Origin of the sequence: Pseudomonas sp. SK3(2021), assembly GCF_016772375.1 — a bacterium.
GTDB classification, from domain to species: Bacteria; Pseudomonadota; Gammaproteobacteria; order Pseudomonadales; family Pseudomonadaceae; genus Aquipseudomonas; species Aquipseudomonas chlororaphis_I.
On sequence record NZ_CP061943.1, the window covers coordinates 3,431,491 to 3,451,740 of the forward strand.

A 20,250-nucleotide genomic window follows, 5' to 3' on the forward strand; every position below is an offset into this window, starting at 1 on the left:
GGCTTTACAAAGCCAGGGTCCCGGTCCACAACATCCGGCCGGCGAAGGCTGCGGCCGTCCAGATGATGATCAACAATGCGGTTTCGGGGCCATTGAGCGCTTGCCCCTGGCGAGACTTCATGCTCGCCAGGTAAATCAATGATCCCGGGGCGTAGAGCAACGCGCTGAGCAACATGTATTTAGGGCCAGCGGCGTACAGCAGCCACAGGCAATACAGGGTGGCGAGCGCAGCGATGGCCATGTCGCGCAGCTGGAGTGCCCTGTGCCCGGCGTAGGTCTGGCCCTGCCAGGTCAGCTTCAGCGCATACAAGCCACTGAACAGATACGGCAGCAGAATCATCGAGGTGGCCAGGGAGATCAGGGCGAGGTAACTGGCGCTCGAATACAGCGTCAGCAGCAAAAACAGCTGAATGCAGCCATTGGTGATCCACAGTGCATTGACCGGGGCGCCTTGGGGGTTCTCCGCGGCGAGCAGCCCGGGCATGACCCGTTCCTTGGCCGGGGTGAATACCGACTCGGCAGCCAGCAGCGTCCAGGCGAGAAGGGCGCCTCCGACCGAAATGATCAAGCCGATACTGATCAGGATCGCTCCCCATGGCCCGGCTGCCGCCTCGAGCACGCCCGCCATCGAGGGGTTTTTCAGGGCTGCCAGTTCCGGCTGCTTGAGGATGCCCAGCGACAGCAGGGACACCGCAATAAGCAGCAGCAAGGTGATGACAAAACCAATGACGGTGGCGCGGCCGACATTGGCCCGTTCCGCGGCACGGGCGGAGAACACATTGGCGCCCTCGATCCCGATAAAGACCCAGACGGTCACCAGCATGGTGCTTTTGACCTGGTCCAGGGTGCTGCCCAGCGCGGGAGTTCCCCAGAAGTCCGTCCTGAAGGTTTCCCCCCGGAACGCTGCAATCACCAGCCCGATAAACAACAGCAAAGGCACGATCTTGGCCAAGGTCGTGAGTGCGTTGGCCCGTGCCGCGGTGCGCATTCCCCTGAGGATCATCCAGTGCAACACCCAAAGCACCACCGATGCCCCGGCGATCGCCGCTTTGTTGTTGCCTTCGCCGAACAGCGGAAAGAAGTAACTCAACGCAGCGAAAAGAATCACCAGGTAGCTGACGTTGCCGATCCAGGCGCTGATCCAATAGCCCCAGGCCGAGTTGAAACCGAGGAACTCACCCCCTAAGGCGTGGGCATAGGCAAACACACCGTTGTCCAATGTCGGTTGGCGGTTGGACAAGGTCTGATAGACCAGGGCCAACGACAGCATGCCGATGCCGGTAATCGACCAGCCAATCAGGATCGCCCCGGCCCCCGCATTGGCCGCCATGTTCTGTGGCAGGCTGAAAATGCCGCTGCCAATCATCGAGCCGACCACCAGGGCAATCAGCAGGCTCAGGGAAAAACGCTTGGGCTCGACTTTCCGCACACTGCCAGCAAGCGGGTGAGAGCCGATAGGTTGCGTGCCGTGCAGGTGCGTAGCCATGAGAAGCCTCCACGAGAAAAGAGGTTCTACGCTCATCGCGAATGCGATGGCGCGAACACTGGATGTCAATTTCCGCGTGAATGACCGGTTCGTGTTTGATTTAGGTCAGAAGCCGGAAAGCATTTCGTCGCCCCAGCCGTCCTGCCGGATCCTTTCGCCACCTTCAGATTCCGTTAAGAAATGCCCCCGATACTCCTCCCGAACTTACCCAGGGAGGCATTCATCCATGCCTGATCACGACTGGCACATCCCTCTGCCTTTGCACTTCGGCCAAGCCGAAGCGTCGCCGATGTGCCTTGCCAGAGCCTTGCCGGACGAGCCTCAGCGTCCGCTCTTCGAAGACTTTATCCAGCGCCGTTTCCGCAAGGCCCACGGTGCCGACATCCGTCATTTCATGCCGCAGCTGTTTGGCATGCGCAACAACGCATCGGGTGAACTCTGTGCGGTGGCCGGCGTGCGCCTGGCCAGTCACGAGCAGCTGTTCCTGGAGCGCTATCTGGACGATCCGATCGAGCCGCTGATCAGCGCGACAGCCGATCGCGCCGTGGACCGGGCGGGCATCGTCGAGGTCGGCAACCTGGCCGCCAGCGATACCGGCAGTGCACGGCTGAGCATCATCGCCATGACCTACTTGCTGGCCATGGGGGGCCTGGAATGGGTGGCGTTCACCGGCAACATCGGCCTGGTGAACAGCTTCCATCGCCTGGGCCTGAAACCCGTGACCCTTTGTGCCGCCGACCCACAGCGGCTGGGCGATGAACGACACAGCTGGGGCAGCTATTACGAGAGCAAGCCTTGGGTGCACGTTGGCAACATCCGCGCCGGTTTCATTCATCTACGCAACATCGGGATGCTCGATCGCCTCGGGTTGCCCTCGTCTTTTGCGGAGGCCAGCCATGTCGCTTGAAAGGGAGCGCTTCAAGCAGGCTCTACGTGACCATGCCGAACACCAGCCCGATGCCATTGCCTTGTGGGACGATCACCTGAAACTGGACTACGCCACGCTGTACGCCCAGGTGATGCAGCGCCAGCAGCGTTTGCGCGACGAAGGCGCCAACGTGGTTGCACTGGCCCTGGACAACGGCATCGAAGCCATGCTCTGGGACCTTGCCGTGTTATTCGAAGGCTTGCCGTGCGTGCTATTGCCGCCGTTCTTCAGCCCGGCCCAGCGCGCCCATTGCCTGGAACAGAGTCAGGCAGGCTGGGTAATTGCCGAGCCGGAGCTGGACGCCGAGCTGAAAGCGGCCGGATACACGCAAACCGCAACCTTCTGGCGGCGCGCTTTCAGTGGCCCGGGCCGGATGCTGCAAGGCACCGCCAAACTGACCTTCACCTCGGGCACCACTGGCACTCCCAAAGGCGTGTGCCTGAGCGCCGAGAGCCTTCTGCGGGTCGCTCGCGAACTGGACCGGGCCAGCAAACCGGCGGATCCGCAGCACCACCTTGCGCTTCTGCCGCTGGCGATCCTGTTGGAAAACCTCGGCTGCTATGCCGCCTTGTATGCCGGCGTGACCCTGAGCCTGCCCAGCCAGAAAACCCTGGGCATCCAGGGCGCCAGTGGCGTCGATGTGCCGCGCCTGCTCGGTTGCCTGGCCAGCCGTGCGCCCCAGAGCCTGATCCTGGTGCCGCAGCTGTTGCAGATGCTGGTCAGCGCCGTCGAGCACAAGGCCTTCAACCCCGGCACGCTGCGTTTTGCCGCGGTGGGAGGGGCACGGGTTGCTGCGGCGCTGCTGCAGCGTGCGCAGCGCGTCGGCCTGCCGGTCCATGAAGGTTATGGCCTGTCCGAATGTGCCTCGGTGGTTTGCCTTAACCGACCGGAGGCGAACCGCCCCGGCAGTGTCGGCCAGCCGCTGCCCCATGTGCAGGTCCGCCTGGCCGAAGACGGCGAAGTACTGATCAAGGGGTCGACCTTGCTCGGCTACCTGGGCGAACCGCCCCACACCGATGAATGGTGGCCCAGCGGCGATCTCGGCGAGTTCGACCCCGATGGCTTTCTTTACCTCAAGGGGCGCAAGAAACATCAATTCGTCACCAGTTTCGGCCGCAACGTGAACCCGGAATGGGTCGAGGCCGAGTTGACCCAGCGCCGCCATATCGCCCAGGCCTTCGTCTACGGCGAAGCCATGCCGCGCAACCGGGCGCTGCTCTGGCCCCATCGCCCGGACTGCACCGACGAAGAGCTGGCCGCCGCCGTGGCCGAAGCCAACGAGGCCTTGCCTGATTATGCCCAGGTCCACCATTGGGTCCGGCTGGATCAACCCTTCACCGTCGCCAATGGCCTGCTGACCGCCAATGGCCGGCCGCGTCGCGAGGCCATTGTCGAGCGTTACCGGGCGCAACTGACTGAATCCGTACTTTCCGAGGAATCCGCATCATGAGTTTTTTCGACCGACTGCAAGAAGCTACCCATCAGGAACGCAACGAGCTGTTCAACCTGCCGATCATTCTCGACGCCCTGCAGGGCCAGGTCAGCCTGGAAAGCTACCGGGCCTTCCTGGTGCAAGCCTATTACCACGTGCGTCACACCGTCCCCTTGATGATGGCCTGCGGTGCGCGCCTGCCGTCGCGCCTGGAGTGGCTGCGCAAAGCGGTGTGCGAGTACATCGAGGATGAATACGGCCATGAACAATGGGTGCTCGATGACATCGAGGCCTGCGGCGGCGACAGGGACGAGGTGCGTAACGCTCGTCCCTCCTTGCCAATCGAGTTGATGGTCAGCTTTCTCTACGACCTGATCGCCCGGGACAATCCGGTGGGGCTGTTCGGCATGGTCAATGTGCTCGAGGGCACCAGCATCGCCCTGGCCACCCATGCCGCCGGCAGCATACGCCAGCGCCTGGGCTTGCCGGAAAGCGCCTTCAGCTACCTCAGCTCCCATGGTTCGCTGGATATCGAGCACATGCAGACTTACCGCCGGCTGATGGACACCCTCGACGATCCGGCCGACCAGGCCGCGGTCATTCATGCGTCCAAGGTGGTCTACAGGCTTTACACCGACATGTTCCGCGGCTTGCCCCGCGGCGGGGAGGCGCTGCATGCGCCTGTCTGACGCTCGCGTCGTGCTGACCGGGGCCAGCGGCGGCATTGGCCTGGCGATCGCCGGCGCCCTGTGCGCCAGCGGTGCCAAGGTCCTGGCAGTGGCGCGCCGGCGCGACCCCCTGGAGCCTTTGCTCGCCCGTTATCCTGGCCAGCTGTGCTGGGTGGCGGCGGACCTGACCTTCCTCGCCGACCGGCGCAAAGTGCTGACCGCCGCGCAGGCCATGGGCGACATCAACCTGCTGATCAATGCCGCCGGGGTCAATCACTTCGCCATGCTTGAACAGCTCGATGACAGCGACATCAATGCGATGCTGGCGGTGAACATCGGCGCGCCGGTCTGCCTGACCAAGACCTTGCTGCCCCTGCTCAAGCAAGCCGAGAGCGCGATGGTGGTGAACGTCGGCTCGACCTACGGTTCCATCGGCTACCCCGGTTACGCCGTCTATTGCGCCACCAAGTTCGCCTTGCGCGGGTTTTCCGAAGCGCTGCGCCGGGAACTGGCAGACACCCGGGTCGGCGTCCTGTATGTCGCGCCACGGGCCACCCATACCAGCATGAACAGCCCGGCGGCCCAGGCCTTGAATGACGCGCTCAAGTCCAATGTCGACGATCCGCAGACCGTTGCCTCGGCGGTGATCCACGCCATTGCCGGTGACCGCCGCGACCTGTACCTGGGCTGGCCGGAGCGCTTTTTCATGCGCCTCAACAGCCTGCTGCCCAATCTGGTGGACCGGGGCCTGCGCAAGCAGTTGCCGCTGATCCGTCGCCTGAGCCAGAAACCTGATAACGAGCATCTCGAACCATGAAAAAACTCATCATTTGCCTGCTGCTGGGGGCCTTGGGCCAGAATGTCTGGGCGCTGGAGCCCGGCGACCAGCAGCGTCTGAACGGCATCCAGCAACGTTGGGCGCAGATTCAATACGAAGTCCCGGAAGGCCAACGCAGCGCCGCGTTCGAACAACTGGCCAGCCAGGCTTCTGCGTTCACCCAGGAACGTCAATCGCTGGCCGAAGCCTGGATCTGGTCCGGCATCGTCACCAGCAGCTGGGCCGGCGCCCAGGGAGGTCTCGGCGCGCTGAGCAAGGCCAAGGCGGCGAAGGGCTACCTGGAAACCGCCATGGCCCTGGACCCCCAGGCCTTGCAAGGCTCGGCCTACACCAGCCTTGCCGCGCTGTACGACCGGGTGCCGGGCTGGCCCATCGGCTTCGGCGACACGGAAAAAGCCGAGCAGTTACTCAGGCAGGCCTTGCAGGTGAATCCGAACGGCATCGACAGTCTGTACTTCTGGGGCGATCATCTCTACCGTCAAAAACGCTACGGCGAAGCCCGGGACGCGCTGCAAAAGGCCCTGCGGGCGGCCCCGAGGCCTGGCCGGGAAACCGCCGACGCCGGGCGCCGCAAGGAAATCGAGGCACTGCTGGTGGACGTGAACAAGAAACTCAACTGACAGGAGTCCGTGTGCGCTTACTACTGATTGAGGATGACGTGGCCCTCGGCGAGGGGATCCAGCATGCCCTGGAGCGCGAGGGGTACACCGTCGACTGGCTGCAGGATGGGAGCAGCGCCTTGCATTCGCTGCTCAGCGAAACCTTTGACCTGGCCGTGCTCGACCTCGGCCTGCCGCGCATGGACGGCCTGGATGTGCTGCGGCGCCTGCGTGACAGTGGCTCCAACCTCCCGGTGCTGATCCTCACCGCCCGGGATGCCACGGAAGACCGCATCGCCGGGCTCGACGCCGGGGCCGACGACTACCTGATCAAGCCCTTCGACCTGGCCGAACTCAAGGCGCGCCTGCGCGCCTTGCTGCGGCGCAGCGCCGGCCGTGCCCAGATGCTGATCGAGCATGCGGGCATCAGCCTGAACCCCGGCACCCAGCAAGTCAGCTATCTGGGCGAACCGGTGGCCCTGACCCCCAAGGAATATCAACTGCTCCACGAATTGTTGTCCCCGCCCGGCCGCGTGATCACCCGCGACCACCTGATGCAATTGCTCTACGGCTGGAGCGAGGAGGCGGAAAGCAACACTCTGGAAGTGCACATCCACCACTTGCGCAAGAAGTTCTCCAGCCATCTCATCCGGACTGTCCGGGGCGTCGGTTACCTGGTGGAAGGGCGCCCATGACTTCCATCAGGCGTCGTACCCTGACGTTGATCCTCGGGCTGTTGTTCCTTGGCCTGCTGATCATGACCGTGCTCAACCTTCACGACAGCAATCATGAAATAGACGAGGTCTACGACGCTCAGCTGGCTCAGAATGCCCGCCTGCTGCAAGGGATCATGCGCATGCCGATGGCCAGCAAGGAACACGCCGAGCTGTATCAGGCGTTCAACCAGGCGCTGGGCCAGGCGGCCCCCAAAGTCGATGGCCACCCCTATGAAAGCAAGATCGCGTTCCAGGTCTGGAACGCCCAGGGCGAGCTGTTGGTTCACACCTTGAGCGCGCCGGCCTTGCCAGCGGCGTCGGCCGCGCCCGGCTTCAGCGACGTGACCGATCCGAATAGCCGCAAATGGCGGGCATTCACCCTTGATGACCCACAATACGGCCTGAAGATATGGGTCGGTGAGCGCGACGATGTACGCGCCGACCTGGTTGATCGGATTGTTCGTCACACCGTTTTCCCTAATCTGCTTGGCGCCCTGATGCTCGCTGCGGTGATCTGGCTGGCCATCGGCTGGGGCTTGAAACCCCTGGTGAACATGGCGGCGACGCTGCGCGCGAGGCATCCCGGCTCTCTCGAACCGTTGCAGTTGGTGCCACTGCCCACCGAGCTTGAGCCCATGCAGGCGGCCCTCAACCGGGTGCTGGCACAGATCCAGGAAGTCATGGGCCGTGAACGGCGTTTTATCGCTGACGCTGCCCATGAAATGCGCACGCCATTGGCGGTGCTCAGGGTGCATGCGCAGAACCTGATGGAGGCGGGGAGCGAGGAGGATCGGCGTGAGTCGCTCGAGCATCTGATTGCCGGCGTGGACCGTACCACTCGGCTGGTCAATCAGTTGCTGACGATGGCTCGTCTTGAACCGCAAACGGATATTGCTACACCTTCCGGTATCGATCTGGCGGCGAAGGTTCGCGAAAGCCTGGTCCAGCTGACGCCCTGGTTGTTGAACCAGGGGCTGGAACTGGCGTTCGATGTCGACGAAGACATCGGCCGTGTCAGGGTCAACGCGGCGGCCATCGATATCGCCCTGAACAACCTGGTGACCAATGCGGCGAACTTTTCGCCGCCAAACGGACTGATCACCGTGCGGTTGGCGAAGAAACAGGATCACTACGAACTGTCCGTCGAAGACCAGGGGCCGGGGATCGATGAGGCTGAACGCGAGCGGCTCTTCGAACGTTTCTATAGCCGCGGAAACGCTCAGGGAGCAGGGTTGGGGCTGACGATCGTGCAGGCCATCGCAGCGCGCCTGGGCGGGCAGATCAGATTGGAGAATCGCCACTCCGGAGGGTTGCGGGCGACGTTGGAGATTCGTCGCTTTTAATGCCCCACGACGCCAACCGAAGCTCGATGAGCCTCGTGGCATTGCGCAGGTACGACGAATCCGTCAGGCCGGGCGATCGGGGTACTTCCTGTTGTTCTCGGGCAGGCCCGTAGGTTCCTGGTCATTACCCGCGCCGCTGGGGGGATGGCCACAGCAACTGCCATGTTCAGTCTTCTCATCCTGTCCATGCCTGCCATGTCCATGCCCGCGGTGCATGAAAAAATGCATCAAGGGGCAGGCCAGGAGCAGCAGGAATGGCAGATACGGCACGACATGGGCCCTGTGCTCGGTGAACAGGAAATAACCGATGATGGCAAGGAAGCCTAAAAAGTACCCGTTGATACCTCTTGCGCGATTCCGGGGCACGTTATGTTGATTCATGACAGCACTCCTTGGACGGGGCTGGAGGGATGGCTATAACGCAAAACCGCTGGTTTTGCCGTGCGGCGCCGGCCATGTGGCGTGTTGAGCCGGATCGGACGTCACGGCAGCTTCTTCCTTTTCAGTTGCCGGTGAGCCTCGGCCATATCCTTGTCAAACTGGCGGACACCGCGAAACAGTTGCACCCCGACCCAGACCGGGCACAGCAGGAACAGCCCGGCCAGGACAAACGATTTGCCCGTCAGCCCCAACAGGTAAAGCACCGTTGCGATCCCCACGACACTCACCAGCAGGCAGATGGTAAAAACTTCGCGCTTCATGATCCGGGCTCCTGGCTCAAGCCAATACGGGCACGTTTGAGCAGCGCGGAGTTGGCGATCACCGACAACGAGCTGAGTGCCATGGCGGCGGCAGCGATGATGGGATTGAGCAGGCCAAAGGCGGCGATTGGAATGCCGACGCTGTTGTAGACGAACGCCCAGAACAGGTTCTGTTTAATCTTGACCATGGTCGCGCGCGACAGCTTGATCGCCGTGACCACGTCACGTACATCGTTCTTGAGCAAGATGATGCCGCCGGTTTCCTTGGCGACATCCGAACCCGAGCCGATGGCAATGCCAATGTCGGCGGTGGCCAGGGCCGGCGCATCGTTGACACCATCGCCCACCATGGCCACGACCAGCCCATCGCTTTGCAATTGACGGATCACCGCGGCCTTGTCATCCGGCAAGACCTCGGCGATCACCCGTTCGATACCGACCTGGCGCGCGACCGCTTCGGCGGTACGGTGGTTATCGCCACTCAGTAGCACGACCTTGATGCCGCTTGCCTGCAATGCCGCAACGGCTTCAGCCGCTTCGGGCTTGATGGTATCGGCCACGGCAATCACCCCGAGCAAGCCCTCATCGGCACCGACCAGCATGGAGGTCTTGCCATCGGCTTCCAGGCGGATGAGGTGCTCCTCGGCCGCTTCGGTCGAAATGCCTTGGCGGGCGCACAACCGCCGGTTGCCCAGCCAGATGTGCCGACCGTCGACACGGCCTTCGATGCCGTGGCCGGCGATCCCATGGATGCCAGTGGCTGGCGGCAGGCGGATGCCACGATGCCGGGCGGCGCGCACTATCGCCGCGCCGAGCGGATGTTCCGAGCCGGACTCCACGGCGGCGGCGAGCATCAAGACCTGGTTTTCCAGCGCAGCCCCCAGCGTGATCACCTCGGTCACGTTCGGTTCCCCTCGGGTAATAGTGCCGGTCTTGTCGAACACCACTGTCCGCAGTTTTTCTGCCCGCTCCAAGACTTCGCCGCCGCGGATCAGGATGCCGTTATCGGCCCCCTTGCCCACACCGACCATCAGCGCGGCCGGCGTCGCCACGCCCAGCGCGCAGGGGCAGGAAATGATCAGCACCGCGATAAAGGCCAATAATCCCTGGGCAAAGTTTCCCGCAAGGGACCAGCCGATCAAGGCCAGCAGCGCCACTGCCAGCACCGCCGGCACGAAGTAGCCGGTGACCTGGTCGGCCAGCCGCTGGATCTGTGCCGTGCTGGCCTGCGCCTCCTCGACCATCTTGATAATCTGCGCCAGCGCGGTGTCGGCACCGATCCTGCTCGCCTTGAAACGTAATACCCCGCTGCCATTGAGCGTGCCTCCGATCAGCGGACTGCCCGGGTGCTTGTCGACCGGCATCGACTCGCCGGTCAGCATGGACTCATCCACCGTGGACTGGCCTTCACTCACGTCGCCATCGGTAGGGATTTTTTCGCCTGGCTTGACTATCAGGAACTCGCCGGCCATGACGTTTTCAGCAGGCAGGTCGACTTCTTGCCCATCGCGAATCACATGGGCGATCGCGGGTTTGAGATCGAGCAAGCGCCGTACCGCGGCAGAGGACTTCTTCTTGATGATCTCCTCCATGTACCTGCCCAGCAGCACGAAGGCGATGATGACCGCCGACACCTCGAAATAAACGTCGCGCTCGGCTACCTTGACGGGCAGGACGTCCGGGAAGAACAACACCGCGACGCTGTAGAAATAGGCGACTGACGTGCCGAGGGCGATCAGAAAATCCATGTTGATGTTACGGGTGCGAACGGCGTTCCACGCCCCCTTGTAGAAACTCCAGCCCCCGATGAACTGCACGGGCGTGACCAGCAGGAATAGCCAGATGCCCCAGGTGAACCAGGGGAGCGCCGGGATCGGCGCCCACGTCAGCAGCGTGGCGCCCGCAGCCAGTGCAATGAAGGCGCCCGCACGCAGCAGCGCCAGGGCCAGGACTCCGGTCAGGGCGATAGTGACCCGGGTTTTCATCGCCTTCAGTTCACGCTCTGGCGACTCGAAGGTGCGCAGGCAGGTATCGCTGCAAAAGTAATAGCGGCGCCCGCCACGTTCTCGTGACAAGGCTGTGGTCTTGTCCACCATCATTCCGCAGATCGGATCCTTCGCCATGGTTCCTGATGCCAGCGCCTGCCGATGGTGGCTGTGCTGCATGTGCGATGGGTTCATCGCGGCCTCCTGCTCGAAGCGGTTATCAGGGCCTGCCATGGAGCTTGTCGGACAGCCACGCGAACAGGGTGCCGACGATTGCGCCCCATGCACTCAGGACCAGCAGCGGCCCGACGAATGTCGCCACGCTGTAGTCTTGTGGCGCCTGGAGGCGAGCAAAGTCGAGGCCATGGAACAAGGCACTGAGAAAAGCCACACCCTGGGCCGGCCATAGCGCATAGAGCAGCGCACAAAGGGTGTAGGAAATGGCCATGGTCAGGGCCAGGGAAATGCCGGTTTTCCAGGGAGCGTTCATGACGGTTCTCCTGGGCCTGGAGGGGCACCAGTAGGGGGAGGAGGGCTGTGAGGGGCTGACCAGGGCAGGAATGCCGGGGTCTGTTGCGAGTAAGTGCGGTAGCTATCGCCGAAATGCGCAAGCATCTCCTGTTCTTCTCGCTTCGCCAGCCTGGCGTAGACCACCAGGAGGATTGGAAACATCACCAGGGTGATCAAGGTAGGCCACTGCAACAGAAAGCCGAACATGATCAGCACGAAACCGACGTACTGCGGGTGACGGATCCGCGCATAGGGCCCGTCGAGCGCCAGTTGCCCGGCACTTTGGGCCTTGTAGAGCACACGCCAGGCGGCCGCCAATAACCAGAAGCCGCCGGCGATCAGCACGTTGCTGAGAATGTGGAATGGCCCCCAGTGCGGATTGACCTTCCAGCCCATGACCATTTCCAGCAAATGGCCAGCGTCGTGCGAAAGGAAGTCGATGCCAGGGAAGTTGCGAGTGAGCCAGGGCATCAGCAGGTAGATCGTCAGCGGGAAACCGTACATTTCGCTAAACAGCGCCACCAGGAACGCCGAGAACATGCCAAAGGAGCGCCAATCGCGGGTTGTCTTGGGCCGGGTGAAGCTGAAGGCGAACAAGATAAACACCAGTGAATTGATAATGACCAGCGACCAGAGGCCGTAGGCCGGTTCCGCATGATTCATGGTTGGCGCTCCTCACTTGCCGGGTGTGTTTGCCGTTCGTGCCTGTGCCGACGATCGCGCTGGCGTGGGGCATGAGCAGCTGCACAGGTGGGCAGTCAGCATCGGCTCGGTCGGTGACTTCGCCTCGCCGGATTCTTTAGCGACACATGTCAGGTTCACTTTTTCATCGGCATATCCATCATCGACGACTGCTGTTCCATCATCTGCATCATCATGTCCATCATGCCTTTGCCGGTGCCGTCCTGGGCGCCGGGCATCCCCATGCATCCCATGGAGCGCCGCTCCTTGCTCATCATGGCCATGCTGTCCCTCAGCGCTTTCATGCCTTCTTGCATGGCGGCCTGGCGCTCTGCGGGCGTTTTAGCCGCCGCGGCCTTGTCATGGGCCGCCTGCATTTTCTCCATTTGCTCGGTCATGGCTTCAGTCATGGTCGTGGTTGTCGGTGTTGTGCTCTGGATGGCGCCGCCTGGTGCATCGGCCGGGTGATGCGCCTCCTCGGCAGAGGCCATGAGTGTTCCGCCAGCCAAGACGGTTGCCAGAACGAATATTGAAGGCTTATGCATGATGAACTCCTGAATTTGTGAGGGGATAAACAGGAATGACAGAGGCGCGAAAACCCGCGCAACAGAACGAAACGTCCTGTGCTCTGCCACGTTGAAACAGGGGGGTTAATCGTTGAAACGGACGAAAGTCAGGCGAGCCGGTTCTTTCGGTGGGGCGGGGCGCTTCAGTGCAAGAACGGCAAAGGCGGATTCTTTCGCGGGATCGAGCACCCTCATGACTGCCGCCGTTAACAGCAAGAGGGCAGCCCACTGGAGGGCGTCCAATGCTGGATGCTGCAATGCCGGCTTTATCGCAGTGACCGTGCCTTCACAGCTTTGCAGGCAACCGCTGCTGTGTAGGGCATGATCATCCGTCACAGACTGCCCGGCATCATGTAGCGCGGCGATATCGTGATCCGGTTGCACCAGGCAACCCTGAATGGCCATCACGCCGATGGCTAACACCCATGCCACGAGGGTGAGGTGCAACAGGCGTTGGCGATGACGGCGGAACCAGGACATGAAATACAACCTCGACTCATGACGTCGTATTGGTTTTCAGTCTAGCCAGCAAGGCAAGGGTGAGTTTGATCAAAATCAAACTTCAGCAACAGGGTGTGGTACCAGGAAAGGGCGCGATCGAGCGAAGAATACCCGCGGTTTCTGAAGCGCGAGATCGCAGCGATCTGTACGTCATTCGGCAAGGTCGATGGGATGAGCCATCGGGCCGCGCAGCCTGTGCGCGACCCGATGGGTTTGATCCCTGCTTAGATCCGGTGGATCTGGGTGATGTGCGGCTTGCCTTTGATAGGCGCGTAGATTTCCACTACCGCTTGCCAGCTGTCCGACGAGCCAGGCACCGTTGCTTTCGACAGATAACGATAGTTCGTGCCGTTGACGACCTGGGTCGAAACCTTTTCAGGGGTGTAGTTCACCCCCACGAACCCGGCCAGGGCCTCTTTGAATACTTCCCGATCCTTTGGAGTCAGTTCGTGATAAGGAGTCCATCCGCCAACAAAGTTTTCTTGAGCCGACATACGATATATCTCCATATATAAGTTCCTACTCGTCTGGCTTTTCGGAGTCCGCCCCGTTTATTGAATGGTTTCCGGAATCCATTGTGCCGGGCGGTTTTCCCAAGCGCTGTTCATCGCGGAACAGGGTGTTTGGAAGAGCACCGGCACGTACTGCACCAGTCGCGCACTGCCCGCCATCAAGGGGGGCGCGAATGTTTGGTCATGGAGGATGGGGTGGCGGTCGCCGGCTTCAGATCCTTGTCCCTGATGGAAACAGCCTTCGATGAATGATGACTGCCAGGCCTCCATGTCCTGTCCGCAGCAGCCCTGCTTATGGGGGCATGCCGCTGGATGGCCTTAAGCTATCAGGCACAAGCGGAAAGTATGTCCGCATTTGGCTGTGCGCGCTGTAAGGCGTTGGCTATTGGCTACGAGCGGCCAGCGCGGTTGTCGTTTAACCCGCCATATCCTGGGCAGTGCTCCTGCAAACCCTCTCACTGTTCAGTCCGCTACGCTATTACATGGTGGGGTGCGCCTCGAGGGCGCCGGCTGGCGCGAGCGGTGGCCCCTGACCCTGGCGCTCGCGCCGATCGCCATGGCGCTGTTCGGCAGCGCGCTCGTCGATGTATCCAGGCGCGCTTCACCCAGCGAACGCCACGCACTACGAGGAAAAGCTCATGGAGGATCCGAAAGACCGTGCCTTCATCTGCGAGGTGCCTTGTTGCGGTAAGTCGCTGTGGAGGGCGTGAGCATGCCAACACACAGCGTCCTGGAACTACGCGTTCGCCGGCTTGGCATCGATACGCACCAACAGCCGGTGGCGTTCATGCCGCGGGATTGCCATGTCTGTCGCTCGGAAGGCTTTGCCGCCCTGTCGCGTATCGAACTCATCCACGGCGCGCACCGCGTGATTGCCACCCTGATGGTGGTGGATGGGCACTGGATGGGCAGCGGCGAGGTAGGGTTGTCGGAGTCGGCCTGGCACCTGCTCGGTGCGCAGGAGGGCGATAACGTTGCCGTGCATCACCCGGCGCCAGTCGAGTCCATGAGCGCCGTGCGCCGGAAGATCTATGGCCGTGCGCTGTCGCGGCAAGCGTTGGCCGCGATTGTGCGCGACATCGATGCCGGCCGTTTCAGCGACGTGGAATTGGCCGCCTTTCTGAGCGGTTGTGCTGGCAGCGAACTGTCACTCACCGAGATCAGCCATCTGACCGAAGCGATGGTAGCGGTCGGCGAGCGTCTGCACTGGGATCGACCGCTGGTCCTGGACAAGCACTGCGTGGGTGGCCTGCCGGGGAATCGCACCACCCCCATTGTGGTGGCCATCGTCGCGGCCAACGGCGTGTGCATCCCCAAGACTTCGTCGCGCGCCATCACCTCTCCGGCGGGAACCGCGGACGCCATGGAGATGCTGGCCCCGGTCGTGCTCGATCTGCCAGCGATGCGCCGCGTGGTGGAACAGGAAGGTGGCTGCGTCGTCTGGGGCGGGGCGGTGAACCTGAGCCCGATCGATGATGTGCTGATCAGGGTCGAGCGGGCCTTGGACCTGGACAGCGAAGGCCAGTTGGTTGCCTCGGTGTTGTCGAAAAAACTGGCCGCTGGCGCCAGTCACGCTTTGATCGACATTCCTGTGGGGGCTACCGCGAAAGTGCGCGATCTGCCGGCGGCAATGCGGTTGCAGACGCTGTTGGTCGAAGTCGGTCGAAGGCTTGGCCTCGACGTCCGGGTGCATGTCTCGAACGGCGAGGGACCGGTGGGGCAGGGCATCGGCCCGGCACTGGAAGCGCGCGACGTGCTGGCGGTGCTTCACGGCGCAGCCCAGGCGCCGCTGGACCTGCGTCGGCGTGCTCTGGACCTGGCCGGCCTGTTGTTGGAGATGGCAGGCAAGGCGCCCCCCGGCGGTGGTTATGCGCTCGCCGAGGCGACCCTGGCCAGTGGCACCGCTTGGCGCAAGTTCCAGGCCATCGCCCTTGCCCAAGGCGAACTGCGCGAGCCACCGCAGGCGCGCTATCGGCAACCGGTCCTGGCCAAGCGTGGCGGCCGTGTTGGACGCATCGATAACCGGATCCTGGCGCGTATCGGGAAATTGGCCGGAGCGCCGGCTGCCCCCGCGGCCGGGCTCGTATTGGGCGCAGCGCTCGGACAACGGGTCGAGACCGATCAGCTACTCTTTACCGTGCACGCTGAAACCCCAGGCGAACTGGCCTATGCGCTGGAGTACGCAGACCGGCACCCGGAGTTCTTCTTCGTGGAGGAGGACGAGGCATGAACCCGCTTCTGTTTTGTCTAGACGGTAATCTAGCCTTGCACGCCGGACTCATAACCCGGGCGCGGTTCCAGAGTGGCGAATGTGAATTTCGGCAGTTTCCCGACGAAGAAAGCTATGTACGCGTGTTGAGTGATGTGCAAGGTCGCGACGCAGTGGTCCTGTGCAGCCTGCACCGACCGAACAGCCTGTTCATACCCCTGTGCTTCCTCGCGCAGACTCTGCGCGAACTGGGCGCTCGCTCCGTTGGCCTGGTTGCTCCTTATCTGGCCTATATGCGCCAGGACCAGCGCTTTCATCCCGGGGAGGCCGTCAGCGCGCGCCTGTTCGCCGCGCTGTTGGCTCCGCACACCGACTGGTTGGTGACTGTCGATCCGCACCTGCACCGTATCCATGATCTGGGCACCCTATATCCAGTACCGCATCGAGTCGTTCATGCCGCCCCAGCCCTGGCACGCTGGATTAGCAGCGAGATCGCTCTGCCGTTGTTGATCGGTCCCGACAGCGAAAGCGAACAATGGGTGGCGCACGTCGCCCGGCTCGCGAAAGCACCCTTCGTGGTGCTGCAGAAAGTGCGACTTGGCGACCGAGAGGTCTCGGTCTCCGTGCCCGACATCGAGCGTTGGCATGGACACACGCCGGTGCTGATCGATGACATCATTTCGACGGGACATACCCTGCTCGAAACTGCTGGACACCTGCGACAAGCAGGCCTGTGCCCACCGGTGGCCCTCGCGGTGCACGGCGTGTACGCCGAGGACGCACAGCGCGCACTGCAAGCGGCCGGGATCCGTGCTTTCACCACTAACAGCATCCCGCACGCCAGCAATGCCATCGATCTGTCGGCACTGCTTGCGCAAGCCATCGAGGCTCTTGCCGCATGACTTCTGTACTCGCTCGTCAAGACCTGCACCCTCTCGTCGCCCGCGCCCAAAGCCGCCGTCGTTCAGGTCGAGCGTCGTCCAGTCCAACACGACTGGAACAAGGTTCATTCCGACGACGCCTCTGAGGAGGCGCGAGTTGACCGAAGGGTTTCAAACGGCGTGTGAAGCTTCGTCAACGGGTTGGGCATCGCTCAGGGTTCATGGCTGCGCCGATGCCTCATGCCGGCTGAAACAGACGATCGCACAAGGCCGCGGTGGAGCGTGGTGGAGGAGACACTATGTCCAGTTTGAAACGACTGCTCCAGATCACCTTCACCATCGGCGGTTACCTGTTCTGGTGGCTGTTGGTGCGCCTCCACCTGCGACGCACCGCGATCACGCCCGCGCAGCAGTTGCGTGGCACGCTGGAGCGGCTGGGCACCGCGTTCGTCAAGCTCGGTCAAGGGCTGAGCCTGCACCGCGATCTGCTATCCGAGGAGTACATCCAGGAACTGCAGTGCCTGCAGGATCGGGTCGCGCCGTTTGCCAACGATGTCGCGGCACGCGAAGTGGAGAACGCCCTGGGACGGCCCATCGCCGAACTGTTCGCCGAATTCGAGTCGCAACCCTTGGCGGCCGCCTCGATCGCTCAGGTGCACAAGGCGCAGATGCCTGATGGCCGTCGGGTCGTGGTGAAGATCCGGCGGCCACACATCAAGGCCGAGATCGATCGCGACATGCGCTTGCTGCGGGGCGTGATGCGGGTGCTGCTCACGCTTTCGCCGTGGCTGCGACGCTATGAGCCACTCGCGATCATAGACGAGATCTGGAGCAACCTGCGCAAGGAAACGGACTTTCGCAAGGAGGCGCACCAGATCACGCATTTCGTCGAAGCCTTCCGGGACTCAGACACCGTGTACGTGCCGGCGCTGATCGACGGACTCTATTGCGAGTCGGTACTGGTGCAGGAAATGAGTAGCGGACGGCGCGTGGACGATCCCACGATCGGGGAGCAGGGCCCGCGGCTGGCACAGGCGTTCGTGGAGGCGTACCTCCAGCAAGTTTTCGTCATGGGGGTGTTTCATGGCGATCCGCATCCGGGCAATTTGTTCGTCATGGCGAGCGGGACGCTTTGCTTCCACGATTTCGGTATCGTCGGGGTGCTGAGTCCACGCACGCGGCGCCATCTCGCGGCGTTCCTGCTGGCCTTCGTGCATCAGGACGGTGAATGGCTGCTCGATGCGGCCGTCGAACTGGGGTTGCTCGAGGGCGACTTGAAACGTGACGAGTTCCGCCAGGGGCTGCAGGAAATCATCGAAGAATATGCCGAGCTGCCGCTCAAGGAGTGGTCGCTCGCAGAGGTGTTCCTGCGCGTCGCGCGCCTTGGGGAGGGGCGCCATGTGCGCCTTCCGCACAATTTGCTGGTCCTGATGCGGGCAATGGCATTGATGGAGAACGCCGTGCGCAGCCTCGACCCTGAGTTCAATCTGTTGGGAGGATTACTCGCCAAGGCCGAGGCCGTGCTCAAGGCCACCGCCGGCGCTGGCGCCGAAACCGGATGGAACCGGCTGCGCTTCGAAATGGCCTCGGGCGCGCAAGAACTGCCAGCCGAATTTGGCGCCTTGATCCATCGCCTGCGCGCCAATGGTCTTGAGATTCGGCTGCAGCACCATGGAATGGAGCACCTGGAAGGACACATCGATCGCGCCAGCAACCGCATGGCCTTGGCGCTGGTGACACTGGGCCTCTATATCGCCGCCTCGCTGCTGATGCTCAATTCCATCGGACCGCGGCTCGGGGACATACCCTTGCTCGCGGCCGCCGGCTATGCGCTGGCGCTATGGTTCACCCTGCGCCTGGCGCGGGGCATTTCCCGCTCCGGGAGACTCTGATGGAGCTTGATAACCGCCAAGGGCCGTTGCCTATCGGCCCGCGCGGTCGACCCACACGGGTTGACGCCCAGGAGGAGCCATGAACGACATGGACCTGGTGATCACCAAGCACGAACCGTTTCATGCCCGCGCGTTCGAGATCTGCGAACACAAGGGCATCGGTCATCCCGACAGCCTGTGCGACGGCGTTGCGGAGGCTGTGTCGCTGGCTCTCAATCGTGCGTATCTGCACGCCTTTGGACGCATCCTGCATTACAACGTCGACAAGGCCTTGTTGATTGGTGGTGAGAGCCTGCCGCGCTTTGGCGGCGGGCAGGTGCTGACACCGATGCGCCTGATCATCGGCGGTCGAGCCAGCCCCCTCCCTGATACCGGGCTGCCCAAGCTGGTAAGGGACGCCGCATACCGCTACCTGTGTCAACACCTGCGCTGCGATCCGGCGTTGTTCGATATCGAATGTGCGGTGCGTACCGGGAGCCCCAATCTGCAACAGGCTTTCGTGCGCGGGGTATCTCGCGCCCTTGCTAACGACACCTCATTCGGGGTCGGTTTCGCACCATACTCGCCCCTTGAGAAACAGGTGCTGCAACTCGGGACGCTATTGCGCTCGACAGCGTTTCAGGCGCGATTTCCGGCGACGGGCGACGACTACAAGGTCATGGCGGCACGGGTTGGCGCAAGGAGGGTGTTCACCGTCGCACTGGCCCTCATCGACCGCGAGATTCCCGATGCAGCCGCGTATTTCGCAGTCAAGGATGCTATGAGGGAGCACTTGCTCGCGACCCTGGCGAGCGCTGGCGATCTCGCCATCAATACGCTCGACGATGCACATGCGAGCGGCGTGGAGGGGATCTACCTGACCGTGTCCGGGTTAAGTGCAGAGCAGGGCGACGATGGCGAGGTCGGCCGCGGCAACCGCATGAACGGATTGATCACCCCCTGCCGCAGCATGTCACTGGAAGCCGTGGCAGGGAAAAATCCGGTGTCCCATGTCGGCAAGCTGTACAACGCCCTCGCGTGGGAAACAGCCCGCGCCGTCATTACCGAGATAGAGGGCGTGGAAGAAGCCACGGTGCAACTTTTATCGCGCATTGGTCAGCCGGTCGAGCGCCCAGCGCTGGTTGCGATAGAACTGGCATGTCACGGGCGCCTGACCTCGGCCATGCGCCAGGCGATAGAGGTTCTCGTCCATGCACGGTTATCCGACATCGAGTGTACGTCCTCGCGTTTGGTACAGGGCGAGTTGCCTGCCTTCTGATCGGCTTGATTAGGAGACGTGGAATTCGTGGATGCGTCATCTGGGATGCAGAAATGGCGCTGGTTCTGGATGCAAACCAGGGGAGAGTGGAAACAGGCAGCAGGTGCTCATAAACGATTGCACACATCAGAATCAGCCAGGGTTGATGTCAACTGTTCACCGTCGGTTTTGACGATCATTCAGCCGGCTCTGAAGCAGAAATGGCTGTCTGCGTAACCCCAACTGCTTCTGGCATTCCAACGGGGACATGCCCGAAGTGCCAATAGCTCACTCAGTGGTCCGATGAAGCGGCTTCGGCCCGGGCGATCAGCCGGCTGACGCGCGACACCGACAGCCCGAGCTCGCGGGCCAGCGCCGTCATAGTCATGACGCCTTCTGTGTGCGCCCGAAGCAGCGCCTCTTCGCAGCTGGCGCAGCGTTCGAGCCAATACGACAGCGGCCTGGCCTTGGCCCGGTGTGCCTTGGGTGCTCTCGTGAAGATCGACCAGCATCTGCAATTTTGTGAGATTGGAGGGCTTACTCTTTGCTTCGGATCGATTGATGC

Annotated in this window: 22 protein-coding genes; 11 read left to right on the plus strand and 11 right to left on the minus strand. The window is 62.4% G+C overall.

Annotated elements, in window-relative coordinates:
* Window positions 1-4 precede the first annotated feature (4 nt).
* Window positions 5-1,486 (minus strand): arginine-ornithine antiporter, encoded by a 1,482-nt coding sequence (gene arcD, locus IF690_RS15360; protein WP_038632393.1) that lies wholly within the window; start codon window positions 1,484-1,486, stop codon window positions 5-7.
* Between the two features lie 226 nt (window positions 1,487-1,712).
* On the opposite strand from arcD, the gene IF690_RS15365 reads away from it, so the two are divergent.
* The 7 genes from IF690_RS15365 to IF690_RS15395 are packed head-to-tail and all read left to right on the plus strand — an operon-like array spanning window position 1,713 to window position 8,010.
* The gene (locus IF690_RS15365) at window positions 1,713-2,393 is read left to right on the plus strand and encodes a thermostable hemolysin (protein ID WP_202696315.1); all 681 of its coding nucleotides are present in this window, start codon (window positions 1,713-1,715) and stop codon (window positions 2,391-2,393) included.
* A complete protein-coding gene (locus tag IF690_RS15370; RefSeq protein WP_202696316.1) occupies window positions 2,383-3,864 on the plus strand; it encodes an AMP-binding protein in 1,482 nt (493 codons plus the stop codon). The genes IF690_RS15365 and IF690_RS15370 overlap by 11 nt, the downstream gene beginning before the upstream one ends.
* The gene (locus tag IF690_RS15375; protein ID WP_202696317.1) at window positions 3,861-4,535 is read left to right on the plus strand and encodes an iron-containing redox enzyme family protein; all 675 of its coding nucleotides are present in this window, start codon (window positions 3,861-3,863) and stop codon (window positions 4,533-4,535) included. The genes IF690_RS15370 and IF690_RS15375 overlap by 4 nt, the downstream gene beginning before the upstream one ends.
* On the plus strand, window positions 4,522-5,331 hold the full coding sequence (locus IF690_RS15380; protein ID WP_202696318.1) for an SDR family oxidoreductase: 810 nt from the start codon (window positions 4,522-4,524) through the stop codon (window positions 5,329-5,331). Before IF690_RS15375 ends, IF690_RS15380 begins: the two co-directional genes overlap by 14 nt.
* Complete coding sequence (locus IF690_RS15385; RefSeq protein ID WP_202696319.1) at window positions 5,328-5,972, plus strand: tetratricopeptide repeat protein; 645 nt, start codon at window positions 5,328-5,330, stop codon at window positions 5,970-5,972. The genes IF690_RS15380 and IF690_RS15385 overlap by 4 nt, the downstream gene beginning before the upstream one ends.
* Window positions 5,973-5,983: 11 nt before the next feature.
* A complete protein-coding gene (locus IF690_RS15390; RefSeq protein ID WP_202696320.1) occupies window positions 5,984-6,646 on the plus strand; it encodes a response regulator in 663 nt (220 codons plus the stop codon).
* Entirely contained in the window at window positions 6,643-8,010 is a 1,368-nt protein-coding gene (locus IF690_RS15395; protein ID WP_202696321.1) for a sensor histidine kinase, read from the plus strand. Before IF690_RS15390 ends, IF690_RS15395 begins: the two co-directional genes overlap by 4 nt.
* 63 nt (window positions 8,011-8,073) lie before the next feature.
* Here IF690_RS15395 and IF690_RS15400 read toward each other — a convergent pair whose 3' ends face one another.
* From IF690_RS15400 to IF690_RS15440, 9 genes are all read right to left on the minus strand, one after another.
* A complete protein-coding gene (locus IF690_RS15400) occupies window positions 8,074-8,391 on the minus strand; it encodes a DUF2933 domain-containing protein (protein ID WP_202696322.1) in 318 nt (105 codons plus the stop codon).
* 101 nt (window positions 8,392-8,492) lie between these two features.
* Window positions 8,493-8,711 carry a hypothetical protein gene (locus IF690_RS15405; RefSeq protein ID WP_202696323.1) on the minus strand — a complete coding sequence of 73 codons (219 nt, stop codon included), beginning with the start codon at window positions 8,709-8,711 and terminating at the stop codon, window positions 8,493-8,495.
* A complete protein-coding gene (locus tag IF690_RS15410; RefSeq protein ID WP_252189478.1) occupies window positions 8,708-10,984 on the minus strand; it encodes a heavy metal translocating P-type ATPase in 2,277 nt (758 codons plus the stop codon). The genes IF690_RS15405 and IF690_RS15410 overlap by 4 nt, the downstream gene beginning before the upstream one ends.
* A complete protein-coding gene (locus IF690_RS15415) occupies window positions 10,917-11,186 on the minus strand; it encodes a DUF5676 family membrane protein (RefSeq protein WP_202696324.1) in 270 nt (89 codons plus the stop codon). Before IF690_RS15415 ends, IF690_RS15410 begins: the two co-directional genes overlap by 68 nt.
* A complete protein-coding gene (locus tag IF690_RS15420) occupies window positions 11,183-11,869 on the minus strand; it encodes a methyltransferase family protein (RefSeq protein WP_202696325.1) in 687 nt (228 codons plus the stop codon). The genes IF690_RS15415 and IF690_RS15420 overlap by 4 nt, the downstream gene beginning before the upstream one ends.
* Window positions 11,870-12,024: 155 nt before the next feature.
* Window positions 12,025-12,432 carry a hypothetical protein gene (locus IF690_RS15425; RefSeq protein ID WP_202696326.1) on the minus strand — a complete coding sequence of 136 codons (408 nt, stop codon included), beginning with the start codon at window positions 12,430-12,432 and terminating at the stop codon, window positions 12,025-12,027.
* Window positions 12,433-12,537: 105 nt separating this feature from the next.
* Window positions 12,538-12,933 (minus strand): hypothetical protein, encoded by a 396-nt coding sequence (locus IF690_RS15430; protein WP_202696327.1) that lies wholly within the window; start codon window positions 12,931-12,933, stop codon window positions 12,538-12,540.
* A 245-nt stretch (window positions 12,934-13,178) separates the two neighbouring features.
* The gene (locus tag IF690_RS15435) at window positions 13,179-13,448 is read right to left on the minus strand and encodes a hypothetical protein (protein ID WP_023965133.1); all 270 of its coding nucleotides are present in this window, start codon (window positions 13,446-13,448) and stop codon (window positions 13,179-13,181) included.
* A gap of 57 nt (window positions 13,449-13,505) precedes the next feature.
* On the minus strand, window positions 13,506-13,736 hold the full coding sequence (locus tag IF690_RS15440; RefSeq protein WP_202696328.1) for a hypothetical protein: 231 nt from the start codon (window positions 13,734-13,736) through the stop codon (window positions 13,506-13,508).
* Between the two features lie 442 nt (window positions 13,737-14,178).
* On the opposite strand from IF690_RS15440, the gene IF690_RS15445 reads away from it, so the two are divergent.
* From IF690_RS15445 to IF690_RS15460, 4 genes are all read left to right on the plus strand, one after another.
* Window positions 14,179-15,696, plus strand: a complete 1,518-nt coding sequence (locus tag IF690_RS15445; RefSeq protein WP_202696329.1) for a thymidine phosphorylase family protein — start codon at window positions 14,179-14,181, stop codon at window positions 15,694-15,696.
* On the plus strand, window positions 15,693-16,577 hold the full coding sequence (locus tag IF690_RS15450) for a ribose-phosphate pyrophosphokinase (protein ID WP_202696330.1): 885 nt from the start codon (window positions 15,693-15,695) through the stop codon (window positions 16,575-16,577). Before IF690_RS15445 ends, IF690_RS15450 begins: the two co-directional genes overlap by 4 nt.
* Before the next feature lie 278 nt (window positions 16,578-16,855).
* Window positions 16,856-18,448, plus strand: coding sequence for an ABC1 kinase family protein (locus IF690_RS15455; protein ID WP_202696331.1), 1,593 nt, complete (start codon window positions 16,856-16,858; stop codon window positions 18,446-18,448).
* A 79-nt stretch (window positions 18,449-18,527) separates the two neighbouring features.
* Entirely contained in the window at window positions 18,528-19,706 is a 1,179-nt protein-coding gene (locus IF690_RS15460; RefSeq protein ID WP_202696332.1) for a methionine adenosyltransferase, read from the plus strand.
* 271 nt (window positions 19,707-19,977) lie between these two features.
* Here the strand turns inward: IF690_RS15460 and IF690_RS15465 are convergent, their stop codons facing one another.
* A complete protein-coding gene (locus IF690_RS15465; protein WP_202696333.1) occupies window positions 19,978-20,073 on the minus strand; it encodes a winged helix-turn-helix transcriptional regulator in 96 nt (31 codons plus the stop codon).
* Window positions 20,074-20,250 lie beyond the last annotated feature (177 nt).

Bases quoted from the DNA above. Each gene is read 5' to 3' on its own strand.
- arcD (WP_038632393.1), bottom strand. From the start codon at position 1,486: ATGGCTACGCACCTGCACGGCACGCAACCTATCGGCTCTCACCCGCTT.
- IF690_RS15365 (WP_202696315.1), top strand. From the start codon at position 1,713: ATGCCTGATCACGACTGGCACATCCCTCTGCCTTTGCACTTCGGCCAA.
- IF690_RS15370 (WP_202696316.1), top strand. From the start codon at position 2,383: ATGTCGCTTGAAAGGGAGCGCTTCAAGCAGGCTCTACGTGACCATGCC.
- IF690_RS15375 (WP_202696317.1), top strand. From the start codon at position 3,861: ATGAGTTTTTTCGACCGACTGCAAGAAGCTACCCATCAGGAACGCAAC.
- IF690_RS15380 (WP_202696318.1), top strand. From the start codon at position 4,522: ATGCGCCTGTCTGACGCTCGCGTCGTGCTGACCGGGGCCAGCGGCGGC.
- IF690_RS15385 (WP_202696319.1), top strand. From the start codon at position 5,328: ATGAAAAAACTCATCATTTGCCTGCTGCTGGGGGCCTTGGGCCAGAAT.
- IF690_RS15395 (WP_202696321.1), top strand. From the start codon at position 6,643: ATGACTTCCATCAGGCGTCGTACCCTGACGTTGATCCTCGGGCTGTTG.
- IF690_RS15400 (WP_202696322.1), bottom strand. From the start codon at position 8,391: ATGAATCAACATAACGTGCCCCGGAATCGCGCAAGAGGTATCAACGGG.
- IF690_RS15405 (WP_202696323.1), bottom strand. From the start codon at position 8,711: ATGAAGCGCGAAGTTTTTACCATCTGCCTGCTGGTGAGTGTCGTGGGG.
- IF690_RS15415 (WP_202696324.1), bottom strand. From the start codon at position 11,186: ATGAACGCTCCCTGGAAAACCGGCATTTCCCTGGCCCTGACCATGGCC.
- IF690_RS15420 (WP_202696325.1), bottom strand. From the start codon at position 11,869: ATGAATCATGCGGAACCGGCCTACGGCCTCTGGTCGCTGGTCATTATC.
- IF690_RS15425 (WP_202696326.1), bottom strand. From the start codon at position 12,432: ATGCATAAGCCTTCAATATTCGTTCTGGCAACCGTCTTGGCTGGCGGA.
- IF690_RS15430 (WP_202696327.1), bottom strand. From the start codon at position 12,933: ATGTCCTGGTTCCGCCGTCATCGCCAACGCCTGTTGCACCTCACCCTC.
- IF690_RS15435 (WP_023965133.1), bottom strand. From the start codon at position 13,448: ATGTCGGCTCAAGAAAACTTTGTTGGCGGATGGACTCCTTATCACGAA.
- IF690_RS15440 (WP_202696328.1), bottom strand. From the start codon at position 13,736: ATGGAGGCCTGGCAGTCATCATTCATCGAAGGCTGTTTCCATCAGGGA.
- IF690_RS15445 (WP_202696329.1), top strand. From the start codon at position 14,179: ATGCCAACACACAGCGTCCTGGAACTACGCGTTCGCCGGCTTGGCATC.
- IF690_RS15450 (WP_202696330.1), top strand. From the start codon at position 15,693: ATGAACCCGCTTCTGTTTTGTCTAGACGGTAATCTAGCCTTGCACGCC.
- IF690_RS15455 (WP_202696331.1), top strand. From the start codon at position 16,856: ATGTCCAGTTTGAAACGACTGCTCCAGATCACCTTCACCATCGGCGGT.
- IF690_RS15460 (WP_202696332.1), top strand. From the start codon at position 18,528: ATGAACGACATGGACCTGGTGATCACCAAGCACGAACCGTTTCATGCC.
- IF690_RS15465 (WP_202696333.1), bottom strand. From the start codon at position 20,073: ATGACTATGACGGCGCTGGCCCGCGAGCTCGGGCTGTCGGTGTCGCGC.